This is a genomic window from Bhargavaea ullalensis, from assembly GCF_042432615.1.
GTDB classification, from domain to species: Bacteria; Bacillota; Bacilli; order Bacillales_A; family Planococcaceae; genus Bhargavaea; species Bhargavaea ullalensis.
Genome location: NZ_JBHLWY010000024.1, coordinates 1 through 22,084, shown reverse-complemented (window position 1 = coordinate 22,084; position 22,084 = coordinate 1). Strand labels below are relative to the sequence as shown.

Below are 22,084 nucleotides of genomic sequence, written 5' to 3'. Positions count from 1 at the left end.
GTCCGACTCGTCCCTGGAACAAATAACCTGTCCGACTCAAGCCCGGATGCGTCCGGTTCAAGGGGTGATCCGTCCGGCTCAGCGCCTGATGTGTCCGACTCGTCCCCGGAATAAATAACCTGTCCGACTCAAGCCCGGATGCGTCCGGTTCAAGGGGTGATCCGTCCGGCTCAGTGCCTGATGTGTCCCACTCGTCCCCGGAATAAATAACCTGTCCGACTCAAGCCCGGATGCGTCCGGTTCAAGGAGTGATCCGTCCGGTTCAGCGCCTGATGCGTCCGACTCGTCCCTGGAACAAATAACCTGTCCGACTCAAGCCCGGATGCGTCCGGTTCAAGGGGTGATCCGTCCGGCTCAGCGCCTGATGCGTCCGACTCGTCCCTGGAACAAATAACCTGTCCGACTCAAGCCCGGATGCGCCCGGTTCAAGGGGTGATCCGTCCGGCTCAGTGCCTGATGTGTCCGACTCGTCCGAAGAAGAACCGCACAAAAAAATCGGCACCCGGAAAGGGTGCCGATGGGATGATTATTTCTTCGACTCTTTCGCCGGACCGTAGAATTGGTCGAGGGCGTCTTTGAGGTCGTCGTCCTTGATCTTCACGTCCGCGTCGATGAGGAGCTGGGAAATTTTGTCCATGAGCTCGTCAGGATTGGCTTTCTTCATCATCAGCTCTTCCTTGATCTGGTCGCGGTCCTTACCTTCCGCCGGATTTTCTTCGGCGTCGCGCTTTTCGAGGACTTGAATGATGTGGTAGCCGAAATCAGACTTGACCGGGTCACTGATCTTTTTCGGTTCGAGCGAATAAGCGGCATCGGTGAATTCCTTGACCATCTTGTCCGGACCGAACCAGCCGAGGTCTCCGCCGGATTGCTGGGCGGCTTCTTCAGTGGAGTACTCTTTCGCCACTTCCGCGAAATCTGCGCCGTCTTCGAGTTTCTTCTTCACTTCTTGAGCGGTCTTTTCGTCATCCACGAGCACGTGCTGAGCATGGATTTCCGTTTTGGCGCGGTCGGTATACGTATCGATTTCTTCATCGGATACTTTGACGCCGTCCGTGAGGGCCGCTTGCTGAAGCTTGTTCAAGTACATCATGTCTTTGTAGCTGTCTTCGTTATATCCGTTCTGCGCAAGGAAAGCATTGAAGCTGTCGCCCATTTCTTCCTTGGACTTCTTGAATTCTTTATCGATTTCTTTCTTGTCGACATCATACTTATCTTCAAGGACTTTTTGAATGACCATCAGGCTGAGTGCCTGTTCGCCCACGGAGCTCTTCATTTCGTTATAAAACTCATGCTGCGTAATGTCCCCGGCCTTCGATGTGACGATCGTTTCTTCGCCGGCGTTGTTGCTGCAGGCGGAAAGCGCGAGGACGGAAGCTGCGATCGTGGCAGCCCAGATTGATTTCTTCATTCTCTTCTCCCCTAACTGTGGTGTACAACAGGATTTAATATACCATATAAACGTTAATTCTACAAAAAGGTTCCCCCCTGCGCCCACGACCCCCGGCCTCCCCGTGCATACGATATCGGGAGAGAGGAGGTGATCACATGAGCGGAGGGTACAACTACGGCGGCGGCTTCGCCCTGATCGTCGTCCTTTTCATCCTGCTGATCATCGTCGGTGCAGCCTACGTATACTGATCAGAACCAATGATGAGCCGTCACTGATGCCAGCCGGCGGCAGCCAGTCCGGCCATCAAAAACGTCCATCCGCCCGGAAAGGGGCGGATGGACGTTTGTTTTTTCGTATCGGGAACTTGAAGAACGGCAGTGCGTCCTTCATTGAACCAAGTCATCCTTACGTTACGGCAGTCAGGATCTCCACGAAGAACGAGACGATGAGGATCGTGATCAGAATATTAACGGTCCGGTAGATCTTCGGCTGCTTTTCCTCCGGAATCTCCCTGGACTCGCAAAGAGCGTAGGTCATCTTATTGATCTGGAACAAGTAAAAGATCGAAAACAGGATTGTGACAAGAATGATCATCCCGGTTTCCCCCCTTCTGACTATTGTCTAAGCATAACAGAAGGGCGTTCAAATGAAAACCTCAATCTGCGAACGGGACGAGAATTTCATAGCCGCCGTCCGTCTCCTCGATAAAGCATGCTTTCGGGGAGCGCGAGAGGTTCTTCACGTAGATCAAGTCGATCAGGCACATCCCGCAGTGATAGGCGAGCAGGATGGCGAAATAATGGGTGAACGCAGGAAACAGGGCGCCGCACACGATGAACAGCGGGTTCAACGTCAGAAACGGCATAATCAGAGAGACGGCGAACCGGTGTTTTGGAATCGGCTCCCGGACGCGCAGCTGGATGACCGGGAAAATCGGCCAGTCCCTGTTCATCGACAGGGTGATGCGTGCGCGGTATCGCCAGAGAACCGCGTAATGGATGGCTTTATGCACAGGATACAACAGAACGACCATCAACAGGAACAAAGGAAACAGAGAGTCGGTCATGTCGCCGTCGTTGACGAGGTTGAAGCTGATGTATGAAATGATGAATACCGCCACCATGAGAATCGACGAGAAGAGAAAGAGCCGGCTCAGTCCGTAGTGCTTTTTCACATTGATGGTTTTCCAGCAGTGCATCCGTTGCATCTCCTTTGCAGGGGCCGCTGAGGCCGTTTAGGACGATACATACAGTACTGCGATTTTGGAAAAAAATCAACCATAAAACGCAAAAAAATTATAAGACTTCTTCAGTCTCGCCGTCTTCGGTTGCCGGAGGGCGTTTTGGAGTAAGTTTCCCGTCTGTTTCCTCGAACATCCCCTCCATGTTTTTGAATCCTTTTTCAAAAATTTCCATAAAATCTTCACCGTAAATATTGCGGATCACCGCCATCAGTTCGATGAATTCAGGGAAACGGCCGTATAACTTTTTGAGTGGAAGCGATCCTTCCAAAAAGGTATGCCGGGAATCATAATAATGCTCATTGATCTGAAGGAGCAGCGCTTCACCTTCGGGCGTCACTTCCACGTATGTACTGCGTTTATCGTCCTCCCGCTTGGAGAAGGACAGGTAGCCGCGCTCTTCCAGTTTCTTTGAAAAGTTGAAAGCGGTCGATACGTGCATCACGCCGAATTTCGCCACTTCGGAAATCGTCGCTCCTTCCAGATGGCAGGCGATCCAAAGGATATGGTGTTCATTGATGTTGAGGCCGAACGGCTTGATCCATTGCTGCCAGTCTTTCTCCACGGACTTCCAGAGGGCTTTCGACAGCTGGGCGATCCGCTGGCTGTAGATCATGGCTTCTTTCGGGGTGTAAGGTTGTTCTGCCAATTCCTCACCTTCTTTCTCAATGTTCGGATAGTTTATAGTTATTATATCAATAAAGCTTGAAAGAAAGAAGGTCAGTTTTCATATTTCCGTCAACATTTTTCTAAAACAGAATTTGTTCGTTTAAAAGGATGACAAAGATGCCTGAAACAGAATAAAACCGTCCCCGTGTAATTTTGGGGGACGGTTTTTTTATTTTTTCTTGGTGGTCTCTGCAACCGCAGATTCCAGCTCCGCGATGGACGTCTGGATTTGCTCGATCCGCTTCTGGATGCGGTCCCGGTTCGTTTCGGTTCCGCGGTTCCATTCATCGATTGAATCCATCAGTTCGTCTTTCATCTCCGGCAGGCGGGCTTTCGCTTCGTCCGCGAGATGCTTGACGGAATCCTTCAGTTCTTTCGCTTTTTCTTTGACGTCATCCATTTTGTGCTTCATGTCGTCGGACGTGCTTTTCACCGACAGGCGGAGATCCTTGCCCGATTGGGGCGCGGAGAATAAAACAGCCGCTGCGCTGCCGACCGCGCCGACTGCGAGTCCGAGAAAGAATGATGATGCTTTCATGAGGGCACTCTCCCTTCTTTGCTACTATTAAGTATTCCTTACCCTGTTCTTATTAAAACATGGCCAAATCCGGACAGGCAACGGAAACATACAAAAACCCCGGCCAAGGGCGGCCGGGGGAAGAATGGTTGGTTTTAGTGTGATGGCGCGACTTCGAAAGAAGAGCGCTTCGCAAGCTGCTGGACAATCGGATAGATGATGAAGAAGGCGACGCCGTTCATCACGATGGCCGGCAGCACGACCGTTACGAACAGGACGCTGAACGGGAAGTCCGCACCGAGCGCGAAGATCGCGACCGACAGGAAGACCGTCCCGGAAAGCAAAGTGCCGAGTGCGGCCAGGACTGTTGCTGCAGGAAGTCTGCCGGCGAGCTTGCCGAGTGCCAGGACTGCTGCGAAAAACACGAAGCCGGTGACCGTCTTGTCGACGAGGTTCGGGATGAATCCGCCCGGGAACGTCGTGAACAGGCCGGACAGCACGCCCGTCGCGAGCGATAAGACGAACACGCTCTTTACATCGCGGAACAGCAGGATCCCGATGAACATCATCGTCAGCATGAAGTCGGGCTTCATGCCCCCGCTGAATCCGGGGATCACCATGTACAGGGCCGTGCCGATGCCGATCAACAGCGCCATCAATACGAGATTTTTTGTTTTCATTGCTCATCTCTCCTCAACTGATCTCATTTTTTTGCCGCCCCCTGCATGCCCTCTTGGCCACAGGCGGGTTGCGTAGTCCGATTCTACCGCTTTTTTCAGATAGTTTCAAGCGTTACTTCTCAAGACGTGCCGCGATGTCTCCGGCGATTTCCTGCAGGCGCTCCTGGGGATACTCTTGTTCCTTCGTTTCCCACTTGAGCCCGAAGCCGTCCGTCTGGCGGTCATAGCGGGGGATGAAGTGAAGGTGGAAGTGGTAGACGCTCTGGCTTGCCGCCGACCCTGTGTTGTTCAGAAGGTTCATGCCGGCCGGTTCAAACTCCGCCTTGAGTGCGTTTGCGATTTTCGGCGCGACCGCGAACAGGTTCGCCGCCTCTTCCTCGCTGAACTCATAAATATTCTCGCGGTGAACCTTCGGGATGAGAAGGACATGCCCCTTCGTCGTCGGCATGATGTCCATGAATGCCAGGACGTTCTCGTCTTCATACACCTTCGCGGACGGGATCGTGCCGTCGGCAATCTTGCAGAAAATACATTCAGTCATCGGTCAACAGCTCCTTTTTTCATATCCTTCATTCAGTCTATCATATATTCAGAAAACGGAGGACAGGCAGTGCGGGCAAAATGGGGTCCGATTTGTTAAAATGGAGGGAAGAATGGGGTGTGAACATGAACGTATTGGAAGTGGATCATATCACCGGCGGCTATACGCGCAAGCCGGTTCTTCACGATCTGTCTCTTTCGGTCGCGCCGGGCGAGCTTGTCGGCCTGATTGGCCTGAACGGGGCAGGGAAGAGTACGACGATCAAGCACATCATCGGCCTCATGGAGCCGATCGAGGGGACGGTGCGTATCAACGGCACGTCGTTCCATGAGGATCCGGATAAATACCGGAGTGCGTTTTCCTATATCCCGGAGACGCCGGTTCTCTACGATGAGCTGACGCTCCGGGAGCATCTGGAGCTGACGGCGATGGCGTACGGTCTGCCGAGCGACGTATTCGAGGCAAGGTCCGCGGCTCTTCTTCGGGAATTCCGGATGGAGAAGCGGCTGCGCTGGTTCCCGTCGCATTTCTCCAAGGGGATGCGCCAGAAAGTGATGATCATGTGCGCGTTCCTCGTGAATCCGTCGCTGTACATCATCGACGAGCCGTTCGTCGGCCTCGATCCGCTCGGGATCCGCTCGCTGCTTGAGCAGATGAGCGAGAAGAAGGCGGAAGGGGCGTCGGTGCTTATGTCGACGCATATTCTCGCGACGGCCGAGAAGTACTGTGACCGGATCCTGCTTCTGCATGAGGGCCGGCTGCGGGCTTCGGGGACGATGGACGATCTGCGGGAGCAGTTTGGGATGCCGGGCGCGTCGCTCGACGACCTGTACATCCGGATGGCGGAGGAGCCGGACGATGGGCAGCCTGCGTGACGTGTGGCGCAGCCGCTTCACCCGCTACATGGAGGAGCTGCAGCGCTACATGAAATTCGTCTTCACCGGTCATCTTGCGATTGTGCTTGTCTTTCTCATCGGGGCGGGCGGCTTCGCCTACAGCAACTGGCTGAAGGAAGTGCCTGCAGACTTCCCGGCCGCGCCGCTCGCCGGCATCCTGCTCGGTTTGATCCTCGCCTACGCGCCGCCGGTCACTCTTCTGAAGGAAGCGGACGCCGTGTTCTTCCTGCCGATGGAGAGGCAGCTCGGCGGTTATATGCAGGGGGCACTCAAATGGACGGTCGCATCCGGGCTGTTCCTGCCGGTCGCGGTGTTCGTCGTGTCCATCCCGCTTTTGAATACGGTGTACGGCCTGAAGGGTCTGGCGCTGCTGGCGATCGTGATCGGAGTTGCCGCGCTTCATCTGTGGAACGTGCGGACCGAGTTTGCGCATCGCTGGGCGGATCAGGGAGAGGGCGTCTGGTCGGACCGGATCATCCGGTTTATCCTGTCAGCCGCCCCGATCACGGCCGCCCTCTGGGGCAAATGGTGGCTCGGCGTCCTGCTGCTCGTCCCGGCGGGTGTATACGGCATGCTGAAGCAGCGCTCGATGAAAGGGGTGCCGTTCCCGTTCCTGCACTTCATCGAACTGGAAAACGGCCGCATGACCCGCTTCTACCGCTTCGCCAATCAATTCACCGACGTCCCGCATCTGCGGGGGGCCGTCCGCAGAAGGGGCTGGCTCGACTGGGTATATGCACGGATTCCGTTCAGCCGGAAAGGCGCGCCGCGGTATCTTGCCGCCCGGACGTTCATCCGCAGCGATGACTTGTTCAACCTGTGGGTGCGGCTGACCGTGCTGTCCGTCCTCGGAGCGGCGTTCATCCCGATTCCCGTCGCATCGGGGATATTCAGCGCCGCCCTCGCATTCGCCTGCGCCTACCAGCTCCGCGACGCGCTCGCCGGCTCCCCGGAGTTCCGGATGGACCGCCTGTATCCGCTGCCCGCCGGCGCCAAAGCCGCCGCCGCGCGCGGAACCGTCCGCCGGGCACAGGCTGTCCAGGCGGTCCTCGTGATCGCGGCGGCGTCATTCCAGTTCGGATTCGGGTTTGTGCCGATCCTGCTTGGACTGACGGTGTATGCAGTGTCGGAAGTGACTCTGCAGTTTACCGGGAAATGAAACGAAAGTGATGCGAAGCCTGAGAGGGCAGCGCATCACTTTTTTGTTTTATTGAGTTGAATAGACTGATGAACGGGTGGCAAAGGCGGCTTCGCGCCTCTTTGAACACCATGGGGGCAGAACTCGCGTCACTCGGGAGCCAACTTGCTCCACTCGGGGGCAAACTCGCGCCACTCGAGGGCAAACTTGCGCCACTCGGAGGCAAACTTGCGTCACTCGTCCTCCGACATGAAAATATGTTGAAGAATAATCTGCCTCAGTTTTTTTCATGGCCAACAATTACCCCTTGAATTTTGGAGTTTGGGATCAGTCCGAAATCTTTGCTGTCAGATCCCCGCCACCACTGATCAACCAATACAAACACCGTATGGTCTTTAACAGTAACTGGCTCCATACTGGTCTGGAAGTATTCTTTCATTGCTGCGGAATCATAGTTTTTCTTAGGTGTTTTCTCAAAGTATTCTTTTTCCCCAAGACCTCTAACGCTTGCTGTTCCATAGAATGTATCCAGCTTCCGGCCGTCAATGAAAACCTGACCCTTTTTTATCTCTGCCGTTTCCCCCGGCAGTCCTACGACCCTTCCGAGGTGTTCATCCTGGCCATGCTCATAATAGATAATATCGCCCCTTTCGAGAGGTTCAATATTCTTTGAGACGACAAGTTTTCCGTGAATGTCAGTTTCGAGATCATGATTTCCCCGATCCATCGAGTCAACTGACCAGTCAATAGGATAAGTGCTGTCGTCTTGGCTGACCTCTTGGAGTGATTCCTCGGTTTTCAGATCTGTTATCGCATCAGGTTCATCCTCGATTCCGCTGCAACCCGCCAAAATCAAAATAAATGGTCAAAGCAAAGATTCTCTTTATTCTGCTCCCTCCTTTTAAAAAGCCTTTGGTCAATGTATTAGACGCTTCGAAACCATATCCCTTTAATAAAGGATGTTATTTCCTGACGAAAAGAAAATGACGCTTCCAAAGCACCGGGGAAGCGTCGTTTTGAAAATCAAGAACTCAATGATTCATTTACCCCCTCAACCGGTCAATATTCGCAAAGCCGATGTCCGTATCGATCGTGCCGCTCACGGTTAATCGTTCAAAATTCTCCCCTTTGAGCCAGCGTCCGAAATCGAAGGCGACCGGCTCGGTGTCGCCTCCGAGGGCGAACCAGGCGGTGAGTGTTTCGGGGAAGTAGGCGGATGTGTGGATCGTGCCGGCCCAGCTTTTGTAGTTGTCGGCGAAGACGCCGCGTTCCCGGTCGTTCAGGAGGCGCCAGGCCGCCCGGGCATCCGAGAGGGCGGCAGCGTCGGATTCCATCGTCTCCAGCCGTTCGATGGAGTCTTTCAGGTAATGCCGGTTTTCGCCTGTCTGCACTTCGAAGTGGTTCGAGCAATACGGAGACTCTCGGATGGTGACGCCTCTCGGACCGGCTTCGGCGAGCGCCCGGCGGCCGTCCTTGTCGAGCAGGTTGTAGCTGAACGAGCCGCGGTGGGGGAGTTCGTGCAGGAGCCGGACCGCTTCATCCACGTTTGTGCAGGTCTCCAAAAGGATGCGGCCGACCATCCAGCAGACGAATCCGTCGCCGGGCTTTTTCCGGTTGGTGAAGTTGTACGCCATCGCGAGGCCGCTTTCGTTTAGGCCGTCCATCCGGCCCGTGATCCGCTGGGCCGGTCCGATGACGGCCTGTCCGCCGTCCGTCGGCTGAAAGGCGGCATAAAGTCCTTCGTACGTATTCGGATGGAAGTCGTAATTGCGGGCGATGAACCCTTCGCCCGTGATCGTCGAGCAGCCGGCCCGCGGGATCTCCGAGCGGTAGCCGCCGAAGTCGCGCAGCACGTCTTCCATCGGGAGGGCGAGCGCATCCCGCAGGCCGCGGAGCTCCTCCCAGATACCGGGGGCATATGTCCGGAAGACGGCTTCCGCTTCACCGGTGTCAATCCGGAACCGCGGCTTCCGGATTTTCCAAGAACTCTGGCGGTTATGAAGGGTGAGTGAATCCCGCAGCCGTTCGCCTTGCAGGGTACCGAAGTCATAGTGGGTGCCGCGGAACTGGATGATGTCGCTGTAGATTTCTTTCATGGGCTTCATTCCTTTTGTGATCAGACATTCTTTTCTCATCTTGCCCTTGTCTTTTCATCGGGTCAACCCATGGACTATATACCTAAAACAGGTTTATCGATAACTGAGTTCATGCTATTCTGAATGTTGGGGGTGGAAGGGTTGATCAAGCATCTTGTTTCTGTCATCGTCATTTGGCTGGTCGCGTTCAGTTTTCTGTTGCTGATTGTCCTCATGCCGACAGAGGTGAAGTTTGTCGAAGGGAATGCCTTCCTGAAGTTCGAAGGAGTCACTTATCAATACAGTCCGGAAGCATACTACGCGAACATACGAGAATTCTTTTCGCTGCTTGCCGCTCATCCCGGTTTCGGGGGGATGGACAGTGGCCCGTCCTCACTGGAGATCGTACAACGATTCGGCAGGAGTCTGGTATTGATCGTGCCGGCCATGCTGATTGCCTTGGTTTTCGGAATGGTGAAGGGAATTTTGGATTTCCTCCATAAAGAGAGAAAAGGAGGAATGGCAAGCCGCTGGGTGACGTTCGGTTTTCTTTCGATACCGGACATCGCCATCATCGTGTTCGTCCAAATCGGCCTTTTGACAGCCATCTCCAAAGGATGGATTCCTCATATACAACTTTATGGCCACGACTCCATGGCGCAGACAATACTGAATATCCTGTTCCTCTCTGTTTATCCGACCGTTTTTATCGCGAACGCCACCTTCAGGGCACTCCGCGACCAAGAACATATGGACTATGTAAGGACGGCCCGATCAAAAGGGACCCATCCGTTTAAAATGTTGTATATACATATGCTGAAAAACGGGATCATTCCTATTTTGGCGCAGGCGGACATGATGATCCTATATATCCTGTCCAATCTGCTCATCATCGAAGTGTTCACCAATTACCGGGGAGCCGCCCTCTATTTGTACGAAGCGCTCGGCGATCCGACCAAGTTCTCATTCGGTACGCTGGTCACCGGCAACACATTTGCCATTGCCGGTTATCTGTTTTACTTTACTCTGTTGGTCCTGGCGATGAAAATCATCTCGGGACTGGCCAAATATAAGCTGGATGTCCGCGGAAGGGAGGGGATCTTTTGAATAAAACATTGACGATCGGCCTGCTGATGACCGGCGTGATCGTGATCTTGGCTTTGTTCGGTCCCCGACTCCCCGGAATTGATGCGGAACTAGCACAAACCATCCTGATCAAAACCGATGAGGGAAAGCTCCTTGCACCGCCCTATGGACCGTCCGGGGACTTCGTGATCTGACCGGAAGGGAGTGGATCTTTTGTCCAGAATCGTGATCGGAACCCGGGAAACCCTTTTGACAATCGTGGGTATCGTGCTGGTCCGGACAATTGTATCCTTGATTCTGGGCGTCGGTTCGTTTTATACCCGTGCCGGAGCGGTGCTCTTGAAGGTGTGGGAGGCCGTCTTTTCATTCATGCCGACGATTATCATCGTGATTTTGCTGTTGGCGGTCCCGCCGATCATGTTTTCGCCCAACCGACTCCTCCTCTCCGCGTTGATCATCGCTTTAGCCGAGACGGGCAGACTGGCCGAATTCATCAGGAGCAAGATGGTCGGACTCAGCTATGAAACCTATATGGAGGCGGCGATTGCGAGCGGAGGAAGTCGCCTTGGCATGTTCCGCAGATATTACAGGCCGATGATCGGACGAGAACTCGGCGGGATCCTGGCCCGTGAAGCCGGCCGTGTGATGTTTTTGCTGGCACAATTGGGCGTGGTCGGAGTATTCATCAATCAGATGTTCATGTCTCAAGAAATCCGCGGGACGTATGAGGCAGTGGTAACATCGGATGCCTGGCCGGTGCTTCTGCTCGATCTGCAGAAAGATTTGCGGATGGCACAATGGATTCCGGTATCTGCTCTGGCGTTCATCACGTTTGCCATCATCAGTTTTCAACTGCTCGCGGATGGCCTTGAAAAGAGAAGAGCGGAGCGGCTGGGAAGCCGTGGATAAAAAATCCCCGATGCCTTTGCGGGCAACGGGGATTTTCGTGAAAGGAGTTATTCTTGATAACCGGTCGCAGCAGCACCGAGTGCTTTCGCTGCGATGAGCAGGGCGCGCTCGTCGATGTCAAAGCGCGGGTGGTGGTGCGGGTACGGGTCTTCCGGCATGGCACCTGTGAAGAAGAACGTGCCCGGCACTTTTTCGAGATAGTAGGCGAAGTCTTCGCCGCCCATGTGAGGAGCCGTTTCGCGCGCTTCCACGCCCGGCAGCTCTTCTTCGATGATCCGCTTCATGAACTCCGTTTCGGCCTCATGGTTCACGACGGCTGGATAGCCCCGGACGTAGTCGAGTTCGATTTCGCAGTCGCCGGCAATCGCGGCGCCTTCGACCACACGGGCGATCTCGCGTTCCATGAGGTCGCGGATTTCCGGCTTGAATGTCCGCACGGTTCCGGCAAGATAAGCGGAGTCGGCGATGACGTTGAACGCATTTTCAGCGACGAACGAACCGACGCTCAAGACGGCCGATTCAATCGGGTCGACCCGGCGCGCGACGAGCTGCTGGAGATTCGTCACGAGCTGGGCGCCGATCACGACGGCGTCTTTCGTCTGATGCGGGTTCGCGCCGTGGCCGCCGCGTCCCTGGACTTTGATCTCAAACCGGTCGGCTGCCGCCATGACGGGACCCGTCCGGTATTCGATCGTGCCGAACGGCGTGAGGGACCAGAGGTGGGTGCCGAAGATGGCGTCGACGCCGTCAAGGCAGCCGTCGGCAACCATCGAAACCGCACCGCCCGGCGCATATTCCTCCGCGTGCTGGTGGATGAGGACATATTCGCCTGGGAGTTCATCACGGAGTTCGTGGAGGGCTTTTCCGAGCGTGAGGAGCGTCGCCGTATGGCCGTCGTGTCCGCATGCATGCATGACGCCCGGAACGGTCGATTTGTATTCCACGTCTTTCTGATCGTCGATCGGAAGCGCGTCGAAGTCGGCGCGGAGTGCAACCGTTTTGCCGGGTTTGGCGCCTTTAATGCGGGCGACAACGCCATTGCCGCCGACGTTGCCCTTGACTTCAACGCCGAGCTCCTTGTAAAAGTCCTGGATGTAACGGGCCGTTTTTTCTTCCTTGAACGAGAGCTCCGGGTGCATGTGAAGGTGGCGGCGGATCTTGATCATGTCTTCATTGGACGCCTCGAGCTTGGCGAACAGCTTATCCTTGATGGCAGCCTGCGGGTTGTTGAGCGTTTGTTCCGTCATATAGAATCCCTCCGGATAGCGAAATAATTTGAATGTTGATTATTATAGCAATGATAAAGAGACGCGGCAATGGGAATTTTCAGGAATCGGCTGTTTGACAACTTTTCCGGAGGGAATAAGTACAGTCAACACACCCGTGAAGGAGGCAGCAACTTGAAGAAGAACATCGGCACGATCAACTCGATGGTCCGCATCACCGGCGGCCTGACGCTCCTCGCTTATTCCATCGCCAAAATGGCGAAAGAAAAGCCGTCCGGCTCGCAGCTCTTCGTTTCGATGATGGGCGCACAGAAAGTCGCGGAAGGCATCGTCCACTACTGCCCGCTCATCGATGCCGCCGGCCTGGAAAACACGAAAATCGCAAAATGAATGCGGGAAAGCCCGGGGAGTCAGTGAGTGACTGACTTCCCGGGCTTTTTGGATGCATGGGTCTTTTAGGAGGACGAATCGGACTCTTAAAAGGGAGAATCGGACTCTTAAATGAGCGAAACGGACTCTTAGCGAGCAGTATCGGACTCTTAGCCGCTCCAACGCACGAAAAAGCCGCCCCTTCATCCACGCAGGGGCGGCCGCTCATCTTTCATTCGTCTTCTTCCTCGCCGGCTTTCTCGGTCGTGTACTCGGTCACATACGAAGCACTCGTGAAAATGTGCTGCACCTTTTCGGCCGGCAGAGGTTCACGCTGCTTGGCGTGAGCCTGCTCGAACGCCTTCGAACCTTTCCAGAGCTCATAATGATCTTTGCTGTTCCACGCCGTGAGCACTCGGTACGTATCCGACTTCACTGGGCGAAGCAGCCGGTAGGTGAGGAAGCCGGGCACCCCGTCCATCATCTTCGCCCGGTTTTCAAAGCGGTGCTCAAAGATCGGCCGTCCCTCGTCGGTCACCGGAATATTATTGATCACATAGTAGCCGTGACGGGCGAGCGGGCCGGCCGAGCCGATCACTTCGTACTGCTTCGGCGTCTGGAACACGGTCTTTCCTTCGGTTTCATGCATGAGCAGCGCGTTGCCCGGTCCGTACAGCAGGACCATCTCCTCACCGCCGTGCTGGTTCCTGATTGTCTCCATAAAGTCCGGCGTGCCGGTTGTTGTGTAGAAATTCATCCCCATGACCTCCCTGATCAAAAGCATTTGCTTAGTTCCTTTTTCCCCGTCCGCAGGCGGATTCAAACAACTGTGTCCGAAAGATGGCGGCATCGAGGTCAATTCTATGACAATTCGCCTTCCTCTCTATACAATAAATGACGGGACACTTATATTTGAAACGGATTATATCGGGAAAGCAGGGATCAATGCCAATGGGAACATTCAATGACACACTGATCCGGGCGGCGCGCGGGGAGAAAATCGATCACACGCCGGTCTGGTACATGCGGCAGGCGGGCCGTTCGCAGCCGGAATACCGCAAGCTGAAGGAAAAGTACTCGCTTGAGGAAATCACGCATCAGCCGGAGCTTTGCGCCTATGTGACGAAGCTGCCGGTCGACCAGTACAATGTCGATGCGGCGATTCTCTACAAGGACATCGTCACACCGCTCGCCGGCATCGGCGTCGACGTGAAGATCAAATCGGGCGTCGGGCCGGTCATCTCCAATCCGATCCGTTCGCGTGCCGACATCGACAAGCTCGGCGAATTCCACGCGGAAGATCAGGTGCCGTACGTGCTGGAGACGATCCGCATCCTCACTCAGGAGCAGCTCGACGTTCCGCTCATCGGATTCGCCGGCGCACCGTTCACGCTCGCGAGCTACATGATCGAAGGCGGCCCGTCGCGCAGCTACAACCTGACAAAGTCGTTCATGGTGTCGGAGCCGGAAGCGTGGCACGCGCTCATGAACAAACTCGCGGACATGGACATTGCCTATGTGAAAGCACAGGTTGCGGCCGGCGCGAAAGCGGTCCAGCTGTTTGATTCGTGGGTCGGGGCGCTGAATGTCGCGGATTACCGGACGTTCATCAAGCCGGTCATGACCCGCATCTTCAACGAACTGAAAGAGACCGGCGTTCCGCTCATCACATTCGGCGTCGGCGCAAGCCATCTGGCCGAAGAATGGAACGATCTCCCGGTCGACGTCGTCGGACTCGACTGGCGCCTGCCGATCAAGGAAGCGGACGCACGCGGCATCAAGAAGCCGGTCATGGGCAACCTCGACCCGTCGCTGCTTCTCGCCGACTGGCCGATCATCGAAACCCGCGCGAAGGAAATCATCGAGCAGGGCGTCGAGCACGGCTCGCACATCTTCAACCTCGGCCACGGCGTCTTCCCGGACGTCCAGCCGGCCACCCTGAAGAAGCTCACCGAACTCGTTCATACGTACTCGGCGGAACTCCGCAAATAATTCTACCAACCGGAAGGTGAACAGAATGGCGAAAAAGACAATGGGCCTCCTCGTCATGGCGTACGGGACCCCTTATAAAGAAGAAGACATCGAACCGTACTACACGCACATCCGCCACGGCCGCAAACCGGCGCCGGAGCAGCTCGAAGACCTGAAAAACCGCTACGAAGCGATCGGCGGCATCTCCCCGCTCGCGCGCACGACCGACGAGCAGGCGGAAGCACTCGGCAAGCGGCTCAACGAAATCCAGGACGACATCGAGTTCAAGGTGTACGTCGGACTCAAGCACATCCGTCCGTTCATCGAAGACACCGTTGAGAAGATGCACGAAGACGGCATCACGGAAGCCGTGACGATCGTCCTCGCGCCGCACTACTCGACATTCTCGGTGAAATCGTACAACACGCGCGCCGAAGAAAAAGCGGCGGAGCTCGGCAACATGAAGATCCAGTCGGTACACGACTTCTACCGCCAGCCGAAGTTCATCCAGTACTGGGCGGATAAGATCAAGGAAGAGTACGCCTCCATGCCGGAAGAACAGCGCGCCGAAGCCTGCCTCGTCGTCTCCGCGCACTCGCTGCCGGAGAAGATCAAGGAACTCGGCGACCCGTACCCGGATCAGTTGAATGAAACAGCGAAGCTTGTCGCGGACGCGGCCGGCGTCGAAACGTATGCGGTCGGCTGGCAGTCCGAAGGCAACACGCCGGACCCTTGGCTCGGACCGGACGTCCAGGACCTCACGCGTGACCTGTACAACGAACACGGCTACAAAGCGTTCGTCTACACGCCGCTCGGCTTCGTCGCCGAACACCTCGAAGTGCTGTACGACAACGACTACGAATGCAAAGTCGTCTGCGACGAAATCGGCGCCGCGTACTACCGCCCGGCCATGCCGAACACCGACCCGCTCTTCATCGATGCGATGGCGGACGCGGTGATGGATGTTTTGAATCAATAATTGACGAAACCAGGAGCAGGGGAAGCGACCCGCTCCTGGTTTTTGTGTTGAATGGAGAAAAGGGGAGGCGGGAGGCCGGTCTGATGTTCGAACTCTCCTTACTCGCCGATTCAAATGCAAATTGCCGCCCGGCCATGGTTGAGCCGGGCGGCAATATTCATTCTTCAGAGTTGTATCCGGAACGAATCGTCCGGATACTGCCTTGAGCCGGTATAACCGTGACAGGTAAGCGGCCCGCCCCTGGAGGAATTTCGTTTACAGTACAGAAGTAAGTTGATAGCAGGGAGTGTATAGAAACAAGGAAAGGAGCTCATGTCTCATGGAATCAATCATGAGCGTTCTGCTTGGTCATCTGGGCCTGTTTTATCCGACGCTGATTGCAGCTGCCGCCTGTTTCATCGTCGCTCTGATCAAGCGGTCATGGAAGTGGATGCTTGCGAGCACCATCCTGATTTATCCCGGCACTTGGTATCTCGGTGCCACGCCGGCATTCTTCTGGGCGGAGTACCTTCCGCTCATCCCGCTTGCCCTGACAATCTGGCTGTTCCTGCTCACTCGGAAGGAAAGAGGACAAGTGGAAGGCTGACTGATATTCAATAGTGAAATGCCGCCCGGTTGTAGGAGAGCCGGGCGGCATTGTTTTTGAATGAAGTCCGGGTCGCAGTCAAAACCCGAATGTCCCCCTAAGCGCCGAGGCATACGTCTGGCTGACGGGGAGCTCCTCGCCGTCGGTCGTCTCGACAAGCAGGTTCCCGGTGAAGTCTTTGCGGATGCGGGCAATCGCGTCGGTGTTGACGAGATAAGACCGGTGGATCCGGTGGAAGCTTTCCGGCAGCACGGTTTCCAGCTGCTTCAGCGTCTGGGTCGTCGAGTAGGCTTCGCCGTCCGAGTAAAACCAGGTCTTCTTGTCGGCGCTCTCGATATGAGAGATCTTGCCGACCGGGACGGGGACCCACTCGTCATCCTGCCGCCCGGTGAGGAAGCGGACCGGATCCTCGCCGGGCGGCCGCCAGCCCGGCGGCAGAAGGACGACGACCGCACCGGGCTCTTCGCCGACTTCCACCGGATAGCCGATCCCATAATAAGGAGGGATCTCGTCGCTGCCGTCCAAATAGGCCTCCGTCCGTTTCCTTTCCTTGAGCACCCGGTGGGCGATGCTGCCGGGTTCGACCGGCGCGCCCGCCGCAAGCGGAATCCGGTGCCCCTTCCCGTTGAAATGAACATACTTGCCGCCCGCGGCCACCGCGAGCGCCGCCTCCTCTGGAATCCATTCCCCGATCATAGTCGTGAACTGTTCCAACACAGCGTTCGTCATCCCATCTCCTCCGTTCATCGGATTTTCCTCTGCCTTCATCATCCGTTTCCCCCTTTTTGTCAGAAAGCACAGACAAGATTGATTACTCTGTTATATAGTAATCTACAACAACAACCACTGTTGTGGAACAGTCAAAAAGGACTATTTTTCACGGCAGCCATAAAAAATCTGGAAAGGTGTGGCGGATATGCAGACAAAACAAATGGAAATGGAACAAATCGAGGCCGGTTGGAAAGAAGAGCGGTGGAACGGAATCGAACGCCCGTACACGGCGGAGGACGTATACAGGCTGCGCGGATCGGTACAGGTCGAGCACACGCTCGCACGGCGCGGATCGGAGCGCCTCTGGAAGTCCCTTCATGAAGAGCCGTTCGTCAATGCGCTCGGCGCACTCACCGGGAACCAGGCGATGCAGCAAGTGAAGGCCGGACTGAAGGCGATCTATCTGAGCGGTTGGCAAGTGGCGGCGGATGCGAACGTCGCCGGACAGATGTATCCGGACCAGAGCCTGTATCCGGTGAACAGCGTGCCGCAGGTCGTCAAGCGGATCAACCAGGCGCTCCAGCGTGCAGACCAGATCGACCGCTCGGAAGGACGCGAAGGGTTCGACTGGTTCGCGCCAATCGTGGCCGACGCGGAAGCCGGGTTCGGCGGTCCGCTGAACGTCTTCGAGCTGATGAAGTCGATGATCGAGGCCGGTGCGGCGGGCGTCCACTTCGAGGACCAGCTCGCGTCCGAGAAGAAATGCGGACACCTCGGCGGGAAGGTCCTTCTCCCGACGCAGAACGCGGTCCGCAACCTGATCGCGGCACGCCTCGCGGCTGATGTCCTCGGGGTGCCGACACTCATCATCGCACGCACCGACGCCGATGCCGCGGATCTGATCACGAGCGACGTCGACCCGGCGGATCAGGAATTCATCACAGGAGAGCGCACGCCGGAAGGATTCTACCGCACGCGTGCCGGCATCGACCAGGCGATCGCACGGGGCCTCGCCTATGCGCCGTACGCAGACCTCGTCTGGTGCGAAACGTCCCATCCGTCGCTTGAAGAAGCGAAGCAGTTCGCGGACGCAATCCATGCGAAATTCCCGGGCAAGATGCTCGCCTACAACTGCTCGCCGTCGTTCAACTGGGAAGCGAACCTCGACCGGGAAACGATCGCCGAGTACCAGCGCGAGCTCGGCAAGATGGGCTACAAGTTCCAGTTCGTCACGCTCGCCGGCTTCCACGCGCTCAACCACGGCATGTTCGAACTCGCCCACGCCTACAAAGACGAAGGCATGGCCGCCTATTCCCGCCTTCAGCAGGCGGAATTCGCAAGCGAGAAGAAAGGTTATACGGCGACCCGCCACCAGCGCGAAGTCGGCACGGGCTACTTTGACGAAGTGGCACAGGTTATATCCGGCGGCACTTCTTCCACGACAGCGATGGAAGGATCGACGGAAACGGCGCAGTTTGTTTGAGGAAAGGAGCGGATCGAGATGACCAACAAGACGACAGAACTGCGGACGATCACCGTGGCGGGCGGCAAGACGCCGTCCTCACCGGAAATCTTGACGCCGGGCGCCCTCGGTTTCCTCGGCGAGCTGCATGAGCGGTTCAACGGGCGCCGGCTGGAGCTGCTGGAGAAAAGGCAGGAGCGGCAGGACCGGTTCGACGCCGGGGAACAGCCGGATTTCCTTCCCGAGACCGAACAAATCCGAGAAAGCGAGTGGACGGTCGCACCGATTCCGGACGACCTGAAAGACCGCCGGACGGAGATCACCGGTCCGGTCGAACGCAAAATGGTCATCAATGCGCTCAATTCAGGCGCAAAGACGTTCATGGCCTGCTTTGAAGACGCAACGAGCCCGACTTGGGAAAACATGGTCGAGGGTCAGAAAAACCTGGCCGACGCTGTACGGCGGACGATCTCCTATACGAGGGAATCCGACGGGAAAGAATATAAGCTGAATGAAAAACCGGCCGTGCTCATCGTGCGGCCAAGGGGCTGGCACCTCGACGAGCGCCATGTGACGGTGGACGGCGAGCCGATGTCCGGCAGCCTGTTCGACTTTGGACTGTTCTTTTACCACAACGCACAGGAACAGATCCGGCGGGGGACCGGACCGTACTTTTACTTGCCGAAGGTCGAAAGCCATCTGGAGGCACGGCTCTGGAACGACGTGTTCGAGTATGCACAGGAACGGCTCGGCATCCCGAACGGCACGATCCGGGCGACCGTCCTGATCGAGACGATCCTCGCCGCATTTGAGATGGATGAAATCCTCTACGAGCTGCGCGACCATGCGGCGGGTCTCAACTGCGGCCGCTGGGACTACATTTTCAGTTACGTGAAACGGTTCCGCAACCAGCCGGAAGTGCTCGTGCCGGACCGGAGTCAGGTGACGATGACTGCGCCGTTCATGCGGGCCTACACGCAGCTCTGTGTGAAGACATGCCACCGGCGGGGCGCAATGGCGATCGGCGGCATGGCCGCCCAGATTCCGGTGAAAGGCGACGAGGAAGCGAACGCCGACGCATTCCAAAAAGTCGCGGAAGACAAACGGCGCGAAGCGACCGACGGCCACGACGGCACGTGGGTCGCCCACCCGGGACTTGTCCCGGTCGCCATGAGAGAGTTTGACCGGGTGCTCGGCGAACGGCCGAACCAGCTCGACAACAAGCGCGAAGACGTGCACGTGACCGCCGCGGATCTTCTTCAGGTCCCCGAAGGCACAATCACCGAGGAAGGCATCCGGACGAACATCAACGTCGGCATCCGCTACATCGCCGCGTGGCTGTGCGGAAGCGGCGCCGTCCCGATCAACAATCTGATGGAAGACGCCGCGACCGCCGAAATCTCGCGCTCTCAGATCTGGCAATGGATCCGCCACCCGGAGGCCAGGCTTGATGACGGCCGCGACATCACCGACGGCCTGTTCCGGCAGCTTCTTCAGGAAGAACTGTGGAAGATCCGCAAAGAACAAGGCGCCGACCGATTCGCCGAAGGCAAAATCCAGCAGGCCGCCGACCTGTTCACCGAACTCACGGAAAAAGACGAATTTGAAGAATTCCTCACGCTGCCGGGTTATGGACAATTGAATTAATCCAACCAACACAGGAGGAGATCTGAATGACAAACATCAACCAGAAACCAAAGATGAAAAAGATCTGTGTGGAATGCGGCTGCGAAATCATCGAGAAGGTCGAGTCCCCTCATCACGAATGCGAGCGGTGCATCGGGAAACAGGAGCCGTGAGATAGAGGAGAAGATGGAAGAGCCACCGGTTTGAGCGGTGGCTCTTTCTTTTTGCGCGTATAAAGGAAGATTATGTATCCTTTCTCTCGAAAACAGAAAAATAAAGAACAACCGTCGCGTAAACAGTCAGGAGGAAGGTTGAGATCCGTGGAGAGGGACTTGTCTTGAACTGCAGAATCAGGCTGATCATGGCATACAACCAGACGGTGAAGAAAAAAGTGGTAAGGACATACGGGTGTTTTCTTATGTATGCCTTCAAGCGCTTTTTGTTAATGGCTTTCAAGAATCGTTCCACCTCATCATGGTGCCGGTCGTTGGTCATTCATACGCTTGGCGTCCGCAATGGTTTCACCCGATATGAATCGCCAAATGAAAAGAGTATCCCTGGCGGTGCTGAGACCGGGGGATACTCTTAATATTTTTCAACGTCAGGTCACTTGGCTTATTCGCAGTTGCATTTGTCGCATTTGTTGGAGTAGCACTCGTGCTGCTCCTCGATCTGCTCACCGCAGCTTGCGCACATTTTCGGAGGGAGGTTCTTGAAAAATTCAACGACGTTTTCAATCATGGGTCATTCTCCTCTCGGTTTTTTGTTATACAACTTGTTTGGGATGTTCATAGTGTATTATAACAGAAGGGGAAGTGTCAACGCTTTTTGCCCAATTCACCAAATTTACTGACGAAACGGCTAAATAGGCGGATGAACGGTGAATGGGCCCCGGCTGTGGTAAAATAGGAGCCAACAGAACCGGGGAGGCTGAAGCATGAAATTCATCGATAACAAAGGCATTCACGATCCGTACATCAACCTGGCGATCGAGGAGTACATATTGAACACATTCGACACGGACGAGGATTCTTATCTCCTGTTCTACATCAACGGGCCGTCGATCATCGTCGGGCGAAACCAGAACACGATCGAGGAAATCGACGCCAGCTACGTGGACAAGAACGGCATCAAGGTCGTCCGCCGCCTGTCCGGAGGAGGCGCGGTGTACCACGACCTCGGCAACCTGAACTACAGCTTCATCACGAAAGACGACGGAGAAAGCTTCCGCAACTTCCGGAAGTTCACGCAGCCGGTCGTCGACGCGCTTCAAAAGCTCGGTGTCAATGCGGAGCTGCAGGGCCGAAATGACCTGATTGTCGAAGGACGGAAGATTTCCGGGAATGCCCAGTTCTCGACGAAGGGCCGGATGTACAGCCACGGCACGCTCATGTTCGACACCGACGTGGAGGAAGTCGTCAATGCGCTGAAGGTGAAGAAAGACAAGATCGAGTCGAAGGGGATCAAGTCGATCCGCTCGCGAGTGGCGAATATTTCCGAGTTCCTCCAAGAGCCGATGACGATTGAAGAGCTGCGTCAGTACTTGCTCGAGGAGATCTTCGGGGGCAAGGAAAACATCGAATACCTGGAGCTCACCGAAGACGACTGGGAGAATATCAAGAAGCTGTCCGAAAAGCGGTACGGCAACTGGGACTGGAACTACGGCAAGTCGCCGAAGTTCAACATGTCCCACACTCAGCGCTTCCCGGTCGGCGGCATCGATGTGAAGCTGGAAGTGAACAAAGGCAAGATCGAAGACGCCGCCATATTCGGCGATTTCTTCGGAGTCGGCGAAGTCGCCGAAATCGAAGAGGCGCTCAAAGGCGTGCAGTACAGCCACGATGCGATCGGACAGGCCCTCTCCGGCCTCGATATCGAGAAGCTCCTCGGCGGCATCACGAAAGACCAGTTCATCGATTTGATTTATTGAGCGCAGCACGGGAAGGGGCTGTCCAGAAAGTCGATAAAAACGACTTTCTGTGACAGCCCCTTTCTTGTTTTTTATCTCTC

27 protein-coding genes are annotated in these 22,084 nt (G+C 55.9%); 14 read left to right on the top strand and 13 right to left on the bottom strand.

The window, feature by feature from the left end; translation table 11 throughout:
• Positions 1-526: 526 nt before the first annotated feature.
• Complete coding sequence (locus ACFFIY_RS06685; RefSeq protein ID WP_354198717.1) at positions 527-1,411, bottom strand: peptidylprolyl isomerase; 885 nt, start codon at positions 1,409-1,411, stop codon at positions 527-529.
• Positions 1,412-1,548: 137 nt separating this feature from the next.
• Here ACFFIY_RS06685 and ACFFIY_RS06680 point away from each other — a divergent pair, with 137 nt between their 5' ends.
• The gene (locus ACFFIY_RS06680; RefSeq protein ID WP_076759383.1) at positions 1,549-1,641 is read left to right on the top strand and encodes a YjcZ family sporulation protein; all 93 of its coding nucleotides are present in this window, start codon (positions 1,549-1,551) and stop codon (positions 1,639-1,641) included.
• A gap of 157 nt (positions 1,642-1,798) precedes the next feature.
• Here ACFFIY_RS06680 and ACFFIY_RS06675 read toward each other — a convergent pair whose 3' ends face one another.
• The 6 genes from ACFFIY_RS06675 to ACFFIY_RS06650 all read right to left on the bottom strand — a co-directional run bounded on the left by ACFFIY_RS06675 (position 1,799) and on the right by ACFFIY_RS06650 (position 5,040).
• Positions 1,799-1,987 carry a hypothetical protein gene (locus ACFFIY_RS06675; RefSeq protein ID WP_354198713.1) on the bottom strand — a complete coding sequence of 63 codons (189 nt, stop codon included), beginning with the start codon at positions 1,985-1,987 and terminating at the stop codon, positions 1,799-1,801.
• 61 nt (positions 1,988-2,048) lie between these two features.
• Entirely contained in the window at positions 2,049-2,591 is a 543-nt protein-coding gene (locus ACFFIY_RS06670) for a DUF3267 domain-containing protein (RefSeq protein ID WP_354198711.1), read from the bottom strand.
• 97 nt (positions 2,592-2,688) lie between these two features.
• The gene (locus ACFFIY_RS06665; RefSeq protein WP_354198709.1) at positions 2,689-3,282 is read right to left on the bottom strand and encodes an HTH-type transcriptional regulator Hpr; all 594 of its coding nucleotides are present in this window, start codon (positions 3,280-3,282) and stop codon (positions 2,689-2,691) included.
• 189 nt (positions 3,283-3,471) lie between these two features.
• On the bottom strand, positions 3,472-3,840 hold the full coding sequence (locus ACFFIY_RS06660) for a YtxH domain-containing protein (protein ID WP_354198707.1): 369 nt from the start codon (positions 3,838-3,840) through the stop codon (positions 3,472-3,474).
• Between the two features lie 134 nt (positions 3,841-3,974).
• Positions 3,975-4,499, bottom strand: coding sequence for a tryptophan transporter (locus tag ACFFIY_RS06655; protein ID WP_354198705.1), 525 nt, complete (start codon positions 4,497-4,499; stop codon positions 3,975-3,977).
• 112 nt (positions 4,500-4,611) lie between these two features.
• The gene (locus ACFFIY_RS06650) at positions 4,612-5,040 is read right to left on the bottom strand and encodes an HIT family protein (protein ID WP_354198703.1); all 429 of its coding nucleotides are present in this window, start codon (positions 5,038-5,040) and stop codon (positions 4,612-4,614) included.
• 125 nt (positions 5,041-5,165) lie between these two features.
• Between ACFFIY_RS06650 and ACFFIY_RS06645 the strand changes: the two genes are divergently transcribed.
• Together ACFFIY_RS06645 and ACFFIY_RS06640 are read left to right on the top strand one after the other, a co-directional pair.
• Entirely contained in the window at positions 5,166-5,915 is a 750-nt protein-coding gene (locus tag ACFFIY_RS06645) for an ABC transporter ATP-binding protein (RefSeq protein WP_354198701.1), read from the top strand.
• Positions 5,899-7,095: an ABC transporter permease gene (locus ACFFIY_RS06640; RefSeq protein WP_354198699.1), complete on the top strand. Its 1,197-nt coding sequence runs from the start codon at positions 5,899-5,901 to the stop codon at positions 7,093-7,095. Before ACFFIY_RS06645 ends, ACFFIY_RS06640 begins: the two co-directional genes overlap by 17 nt.
• Positions 7,096-7,351: 256 nt before the next feature.
• Here the strand turns inward: ACFFIY_RS06640 and lepB are convergent, their stop codons facing one another.
• Both lepB and ACFFIY_RS06630 read right to left on the bottom strand, forming a co-directional pair.
• The gene (lepB, locus tag ACFFIY_RS06635) at positions 7,352-7,930 is read right to left on the bottom strand and encodes a signal peptidase I (RefSeq protein WP_354198697.1); all 579 of its coding nucleotides are present in this window, start codon (positions 7,928-7,930) and stop codon (positions 7,352-7,354) included.
• A 187-nt stretch (positions 7,931-8,117) separates the two neighbouring features.
• Complete coding sequence (locus tag ACFFIY_RS06630; protein ID WP_354198743.1) at positions 8,118-9,170, bottom strand: C45 family autoproteolytic acyltransferase/hydrolase; 1,053 nt, start codon at positions 9,168-9,170, stop codon at positions 8,118-8,120.
• 141 nt (positions 9,171-9,311) lie between these two features.
• On the opposite strand from ACFFIY_RS06630, the gene ACFFIY_RS06625 reads away from it, so the two are divergent.
• From ACFFIY_RS06625 to ACFFIY_RS06615, 3 genes are read left to right on the top strand one after another with little or no spacing between them, the layout of a single operon-like run.
• Positions 9,312-10,256 carry an ABC transporter permease subunit gene (locus ACFFIY_RS06625; protein WP_354198695.1) on the top strand — a complete coding sequence of 315 codons (945 nt, stop codon included), beginning with the start codon at positions 9,312-9,314 and terminating at the stop codon, positions 10,254-10,256.
• A complete protein-coding gene (locus ACFFIY_RS06620; protein WP_354198693.1) occupies positions 10,253-10,429 on the top strand; it encodes a hypothetical protein in 177 nt (58 codons plus the stop codon). Before ACFFIY_RS06625 ends, ACFFIY_RS06620 begins: the two co-directional genes overlap by 4 nt.
• 19 nt (positions 10,430-10,448) lie before the next feature.
• A complete protein-coding gene (locus ACFFIY_RS06615) occupies positions 10,449-11,144 on the top strand; it encodes a hypothetical protein (RefSeq protein ID WP_354198691.1) in 696 nt (231 codons plus the stop codon).
• A gap of 47 nt (positions 11,145-11,191) precedes the next feature.
• Here the strand turns inward: ACFFIY_RS06615 and ACFFIY_RS06610 are convergent, their stop codons facing one another.
• Entirely contained in the window at positions 11,192-12,355 is a 1,164-nt protein-coding gene (locus ACFFIY_RS06610; RefSeq protein WP_354198741.1) for an amidohydrolase, read from the bottom strand.
• 189 nt (positions 12,356-12,544) lie between these two features.
• On the opposite strand from ACFFIY_RS06610, the gene ACFFIY_RS06605 reads away from it, so the two are divergent.
• Positions 12,545-12,760 (top strand): YgaP family membrane protein, encoded by a 216-nt coding sequence (locus ACFFIY_RS06605; protein WP_354198689.1) that lies wholly within the window; start codon positions 12,545-12,547, stop codon positions 12,758-12,760.
• Positions 12,761-12,971: 211 nt separating this feature from the next.
• On the opposite strand, the gene ACFFIY_RS06600 is transcribed toward ACFFIY_RS06605, so the two are convergent.
• Positions 12,972-13,496, bottom strand: coding sequence for an antibiotic biosynthesis monooxygenase family protein (locus tag ACFFIY_RS06600; RefSeq protein ID WP_354198687.1), 525 nt, complete (start codon positions 13,494-13,496; stop codon positions 12,972-12,974).
• Positions 13,497-13,690: 194 nt separating this feature from the next.
• Here ACFFIY_RS06600 and hemE point away from each other — a divergent pair, with 194 nt between their 5' ends.
• From hemE to ACFFIY_RS06585, 3 genes are all read left to right on the top strand, one after another.
• Positions 13,691-14,731, top strand: a complete 1,041-nt coding sequence (gene hemE, locus ACFFIY_RS06595; RefSeq protein WP_354198685.1) for a uroporphyrinogen decarboxylase — start codon at positions 13,691-13,693, stop codon at positions 14,729-14,731.
• A gap of 25 nt (positions 14,732-14,756) precedes the next feature.
• Complete coding sequence (gene hemH, locus ACFFIY_RS06590; RefSeq protein ID WP_354198683.1) at positions 14,757-15,689, top strand: ferrochelatase; 933 nt, start codon at positions 14,757-14,759, stop codon at positions 15,687-15,689.
• 319 nt (positions 15,690-16,008) lie between these two features.
• The gene (locus ACFFIY_RS06585) at positions 16,009-16,275 is read left to right on the top strand and encodes a hypothetical protein (RefSeq protein ID WP_354198681.1); all 267 of its coding nucleotides are present in this window, start codon (positions 16,009-16,011) and stop codon (positions 16,273-16,275) included.
• 78 nt (positions 16,276-16,353) lie between these two features.
• On the opposite strand, the gene ACFFIY_RS06580 is transcribed toward ACFFIY_RS06585, so the two are convergent.
• The gene (locus ACFFIY_RS06580; protein WP_376837209.1) at positions 16,354-17,022 is read right to left on the bottom strand and encodes a LytTR family DNA-binding domain-containing protein; all 669 of its coding nucleotides are present in this window, start codon (positions 17,020-17,022) and stop codon (positions 16,354-16,356) included.
• Between the two features lie 169 nt (positions 17,023-17,191).
• Here ACFFIY_RS06580 and aceA point away from each other — a divergent pair, with 169 nt between their 5' ends.
• From aceA to ACFFIY_RS06565, 3 genes are read left to right on the top strand one after another with little or no spacing between them, the layout of a single operon-like run.
• The gene (gene aceA / locus ACFFIY_RS06575) at positions 17,192-18,469 is read left to right on the top strand and encodes an isocitrate lyase (protein WP_354198677.1); all 1,278 of its coding nucleotides are present in this window, start codon (positions 17,192-17,194) and stop codon (positions 18,467-18,469) included.
• A gap of 18 nt (positions 18,470-18,487) precedes the next feature.
• Positions 18,488-20,095 (top strand): malate synthase A, encoded by a 1,608-nt coding sequence (gene aceB / locus ACFFIY_RS06570; RefSeq protein ID WP_354198675.1) that lies wholly within the window; start codon positions 18,488-18,490, stop codon positions 20,093-20,095.
• 26 nt (positions 20,096-20,121) lie between these two features.
• Positions 20,122-20,247, top strand: coding sequence for a YhfH family protein (locus ACFFIY_RS06565; RefSeq protein ID WP_354198673.1), 126 nt, complete (start codon positions 20,122-20,124; stop codon positions 20,245-20,247).
• A 442-nt stretch (positions 20,248-20,689) separates the two neighbouring features.
• Here the strand turns inward: ACFFIY_RS06565 and yhfH are convergent, their stop codons facing one another.
• Positions 20,690-20,815, bottom strand: a complete 126-nt coding sequence (yhfH, locus tag ACFFIY_RS06560; RefSeq protein WP_069201931.1) for a protein YhfH — start codon at positions 20,813-20,815, stop codon at positions 20,690-20,692.
• Between the two features lie 196 nt (positions 20,816-21,011).
• On the opposite strand from yhfH, the gene lplA reads away from it, so the two are divergent.
• Positions 21,012-22,004, top strand: a complete 993-nt coding sequence (gene lplA, locus ACFFIY_RS06555) for a lipoate--protein ligase (RefSeq protein ID WP_354198671.1) — start codon at positions 21,012-21,014, stop codon at positions 22,002-22,004.
• The last annotated feature ends 80 nt before the right edge of the window (positions 22,005-22,084 follow it).

Bases quoted from the DNA above. Each gene is read 5' to 3' on its own strand.
- ACFFIY_RS06685 (WP_354198717.1), bottom strand. From the start codon at position 1,411: ATGAAGAAATCAATCTGGGCTGCCACGATCGCAGCTTCCGTCCTCGCG.
- ACFFIY_RS06680 (WP_076759383.1), top strand. From the start codon at position 1,549: ATGAGCGGAGGGTACAACTACGGCGGCGGCTTCGCCCTGATCGTCGTC.
- ACFFIY_RS06675 (WP_354198713.1), bottom strand. From the start codon at position 1,987: ATGATCATTCTTGTCACAATCCTGTTTTCGATCTTTTACTTGTTCCAG.
- ACFFIY_RS06670 (WP_354198711.1), bottom strand. From the start codon at position 2,591: ATGCACTGCTGGAAAACCATCAATGTGAAAAAGCACTACGGACTGAGC.
- ACFFIY_RS06660 (WP_354198707.1), bottom strand. From the start codon at position 3,840: ATGAAAGCATCATCATTCTTTCTCGGACTCGCAGTCGGCGCGGTCGGC.
- ACFFIY_RS06655 (WP_354198705.1), bottom strand. From the start codon at position 4,499: ATGAAAACAAAAAATCTCGTATTGATGGCGCTGTTGATCGGCATCGGC.
- ACFFIY_RS06650 (WP_354198703.1), bottom strand. From the start codon at position 5,040: ATGACTGAATGTATTTTCTGCAAGATTGCCGACGGCACGATCCCGTCC.
- ACFFIY_RS06645 (WP_354198701.1), top strand. From the start codon at position 5,166: ATGAACGTATTGGAAGTGGATCATATCACCGGCGGCTATACGCGCAAG.
- ACFFIY_RS06640 (WP_354198699.1), top strand. From the start codon at position 5,899: ATGGGCAGCCTGCGTGACGTGTGGCGCAGCCGCTTCACCCGCTACATG.
- ACFFIY_RS06630 (WP_354198743.1), bottom strand. From the start codon at position 9,170: ATGAAAGAAATCTACAGCGACATCATCCAGTTCCGCGGCACCCACTAT.
- ACFFIY_RS06600 (WP_354198687.1), bottom strand. From the start codon at position 13,496: ATGAATTTCTACACAACAACCGGCACGCCGGACTTTATGGAGACAATC.
- hemE (WP_354198685.1), top strand. From the start codon at position 13,691: ATGGGAACATTCAATGACACACTGATCCGGGCGGCGCGCGGGGAGAAA.
- hemH (WP_354198683.1), top strand. From the start codon at position 14,757: ATGGCGAAAAAGACAATGGGCCTCCTCGTCATGGCGTACGGGACCCCT.
- ACFFIY_RS06585 (WP_354198681.1), top strand. From the start codon at position 16,009: ATGGAATCAATCATGAGCGTTCTGCTTGGTCATCTGGGCCTGTTTTAT.
- ACFFIY_RS06580 (WP_376837209.1), bottom strand. From the start codon at position 17,022: ATGAACGGAGGAGATGGGATGACGAACGCTGTGTTGGAACAGTTCACG.
- aceA (WP_354198677.1), top strand. From the start codon at position 17,192: ATGCAGACAAAACAAATGGAAATGGAACAAATCGAGGCCGGTTGGAAA.
- aceB (WP_354198675.1), top strand. From the start codon at position 18,488: ATGACCAACAAGACGACAGAACTGCGGACGATCACCGTGGCGGGCGGC.
- ACFFIY_RS06565 (WP_354198673.1), top strand. From the start codon at position 20,122: ATGACAAACATCAACCAGAAACCAAAGATGAAAAAGATCTGTGTGGAA.
- yhfH (WP_069201931.1), bottom strand. From the start codon at position 20,815: ATGATTGAAAACGTCGTTGAATTTTTCAAGAACCTCCCTCCGAAAATG.
- lplA (WP_354198671.1), top strand. From the start codon at position 21,012: ATGAAATTCATCGATAACAAAGGCATTCACGATCCGTACATCAACCTG.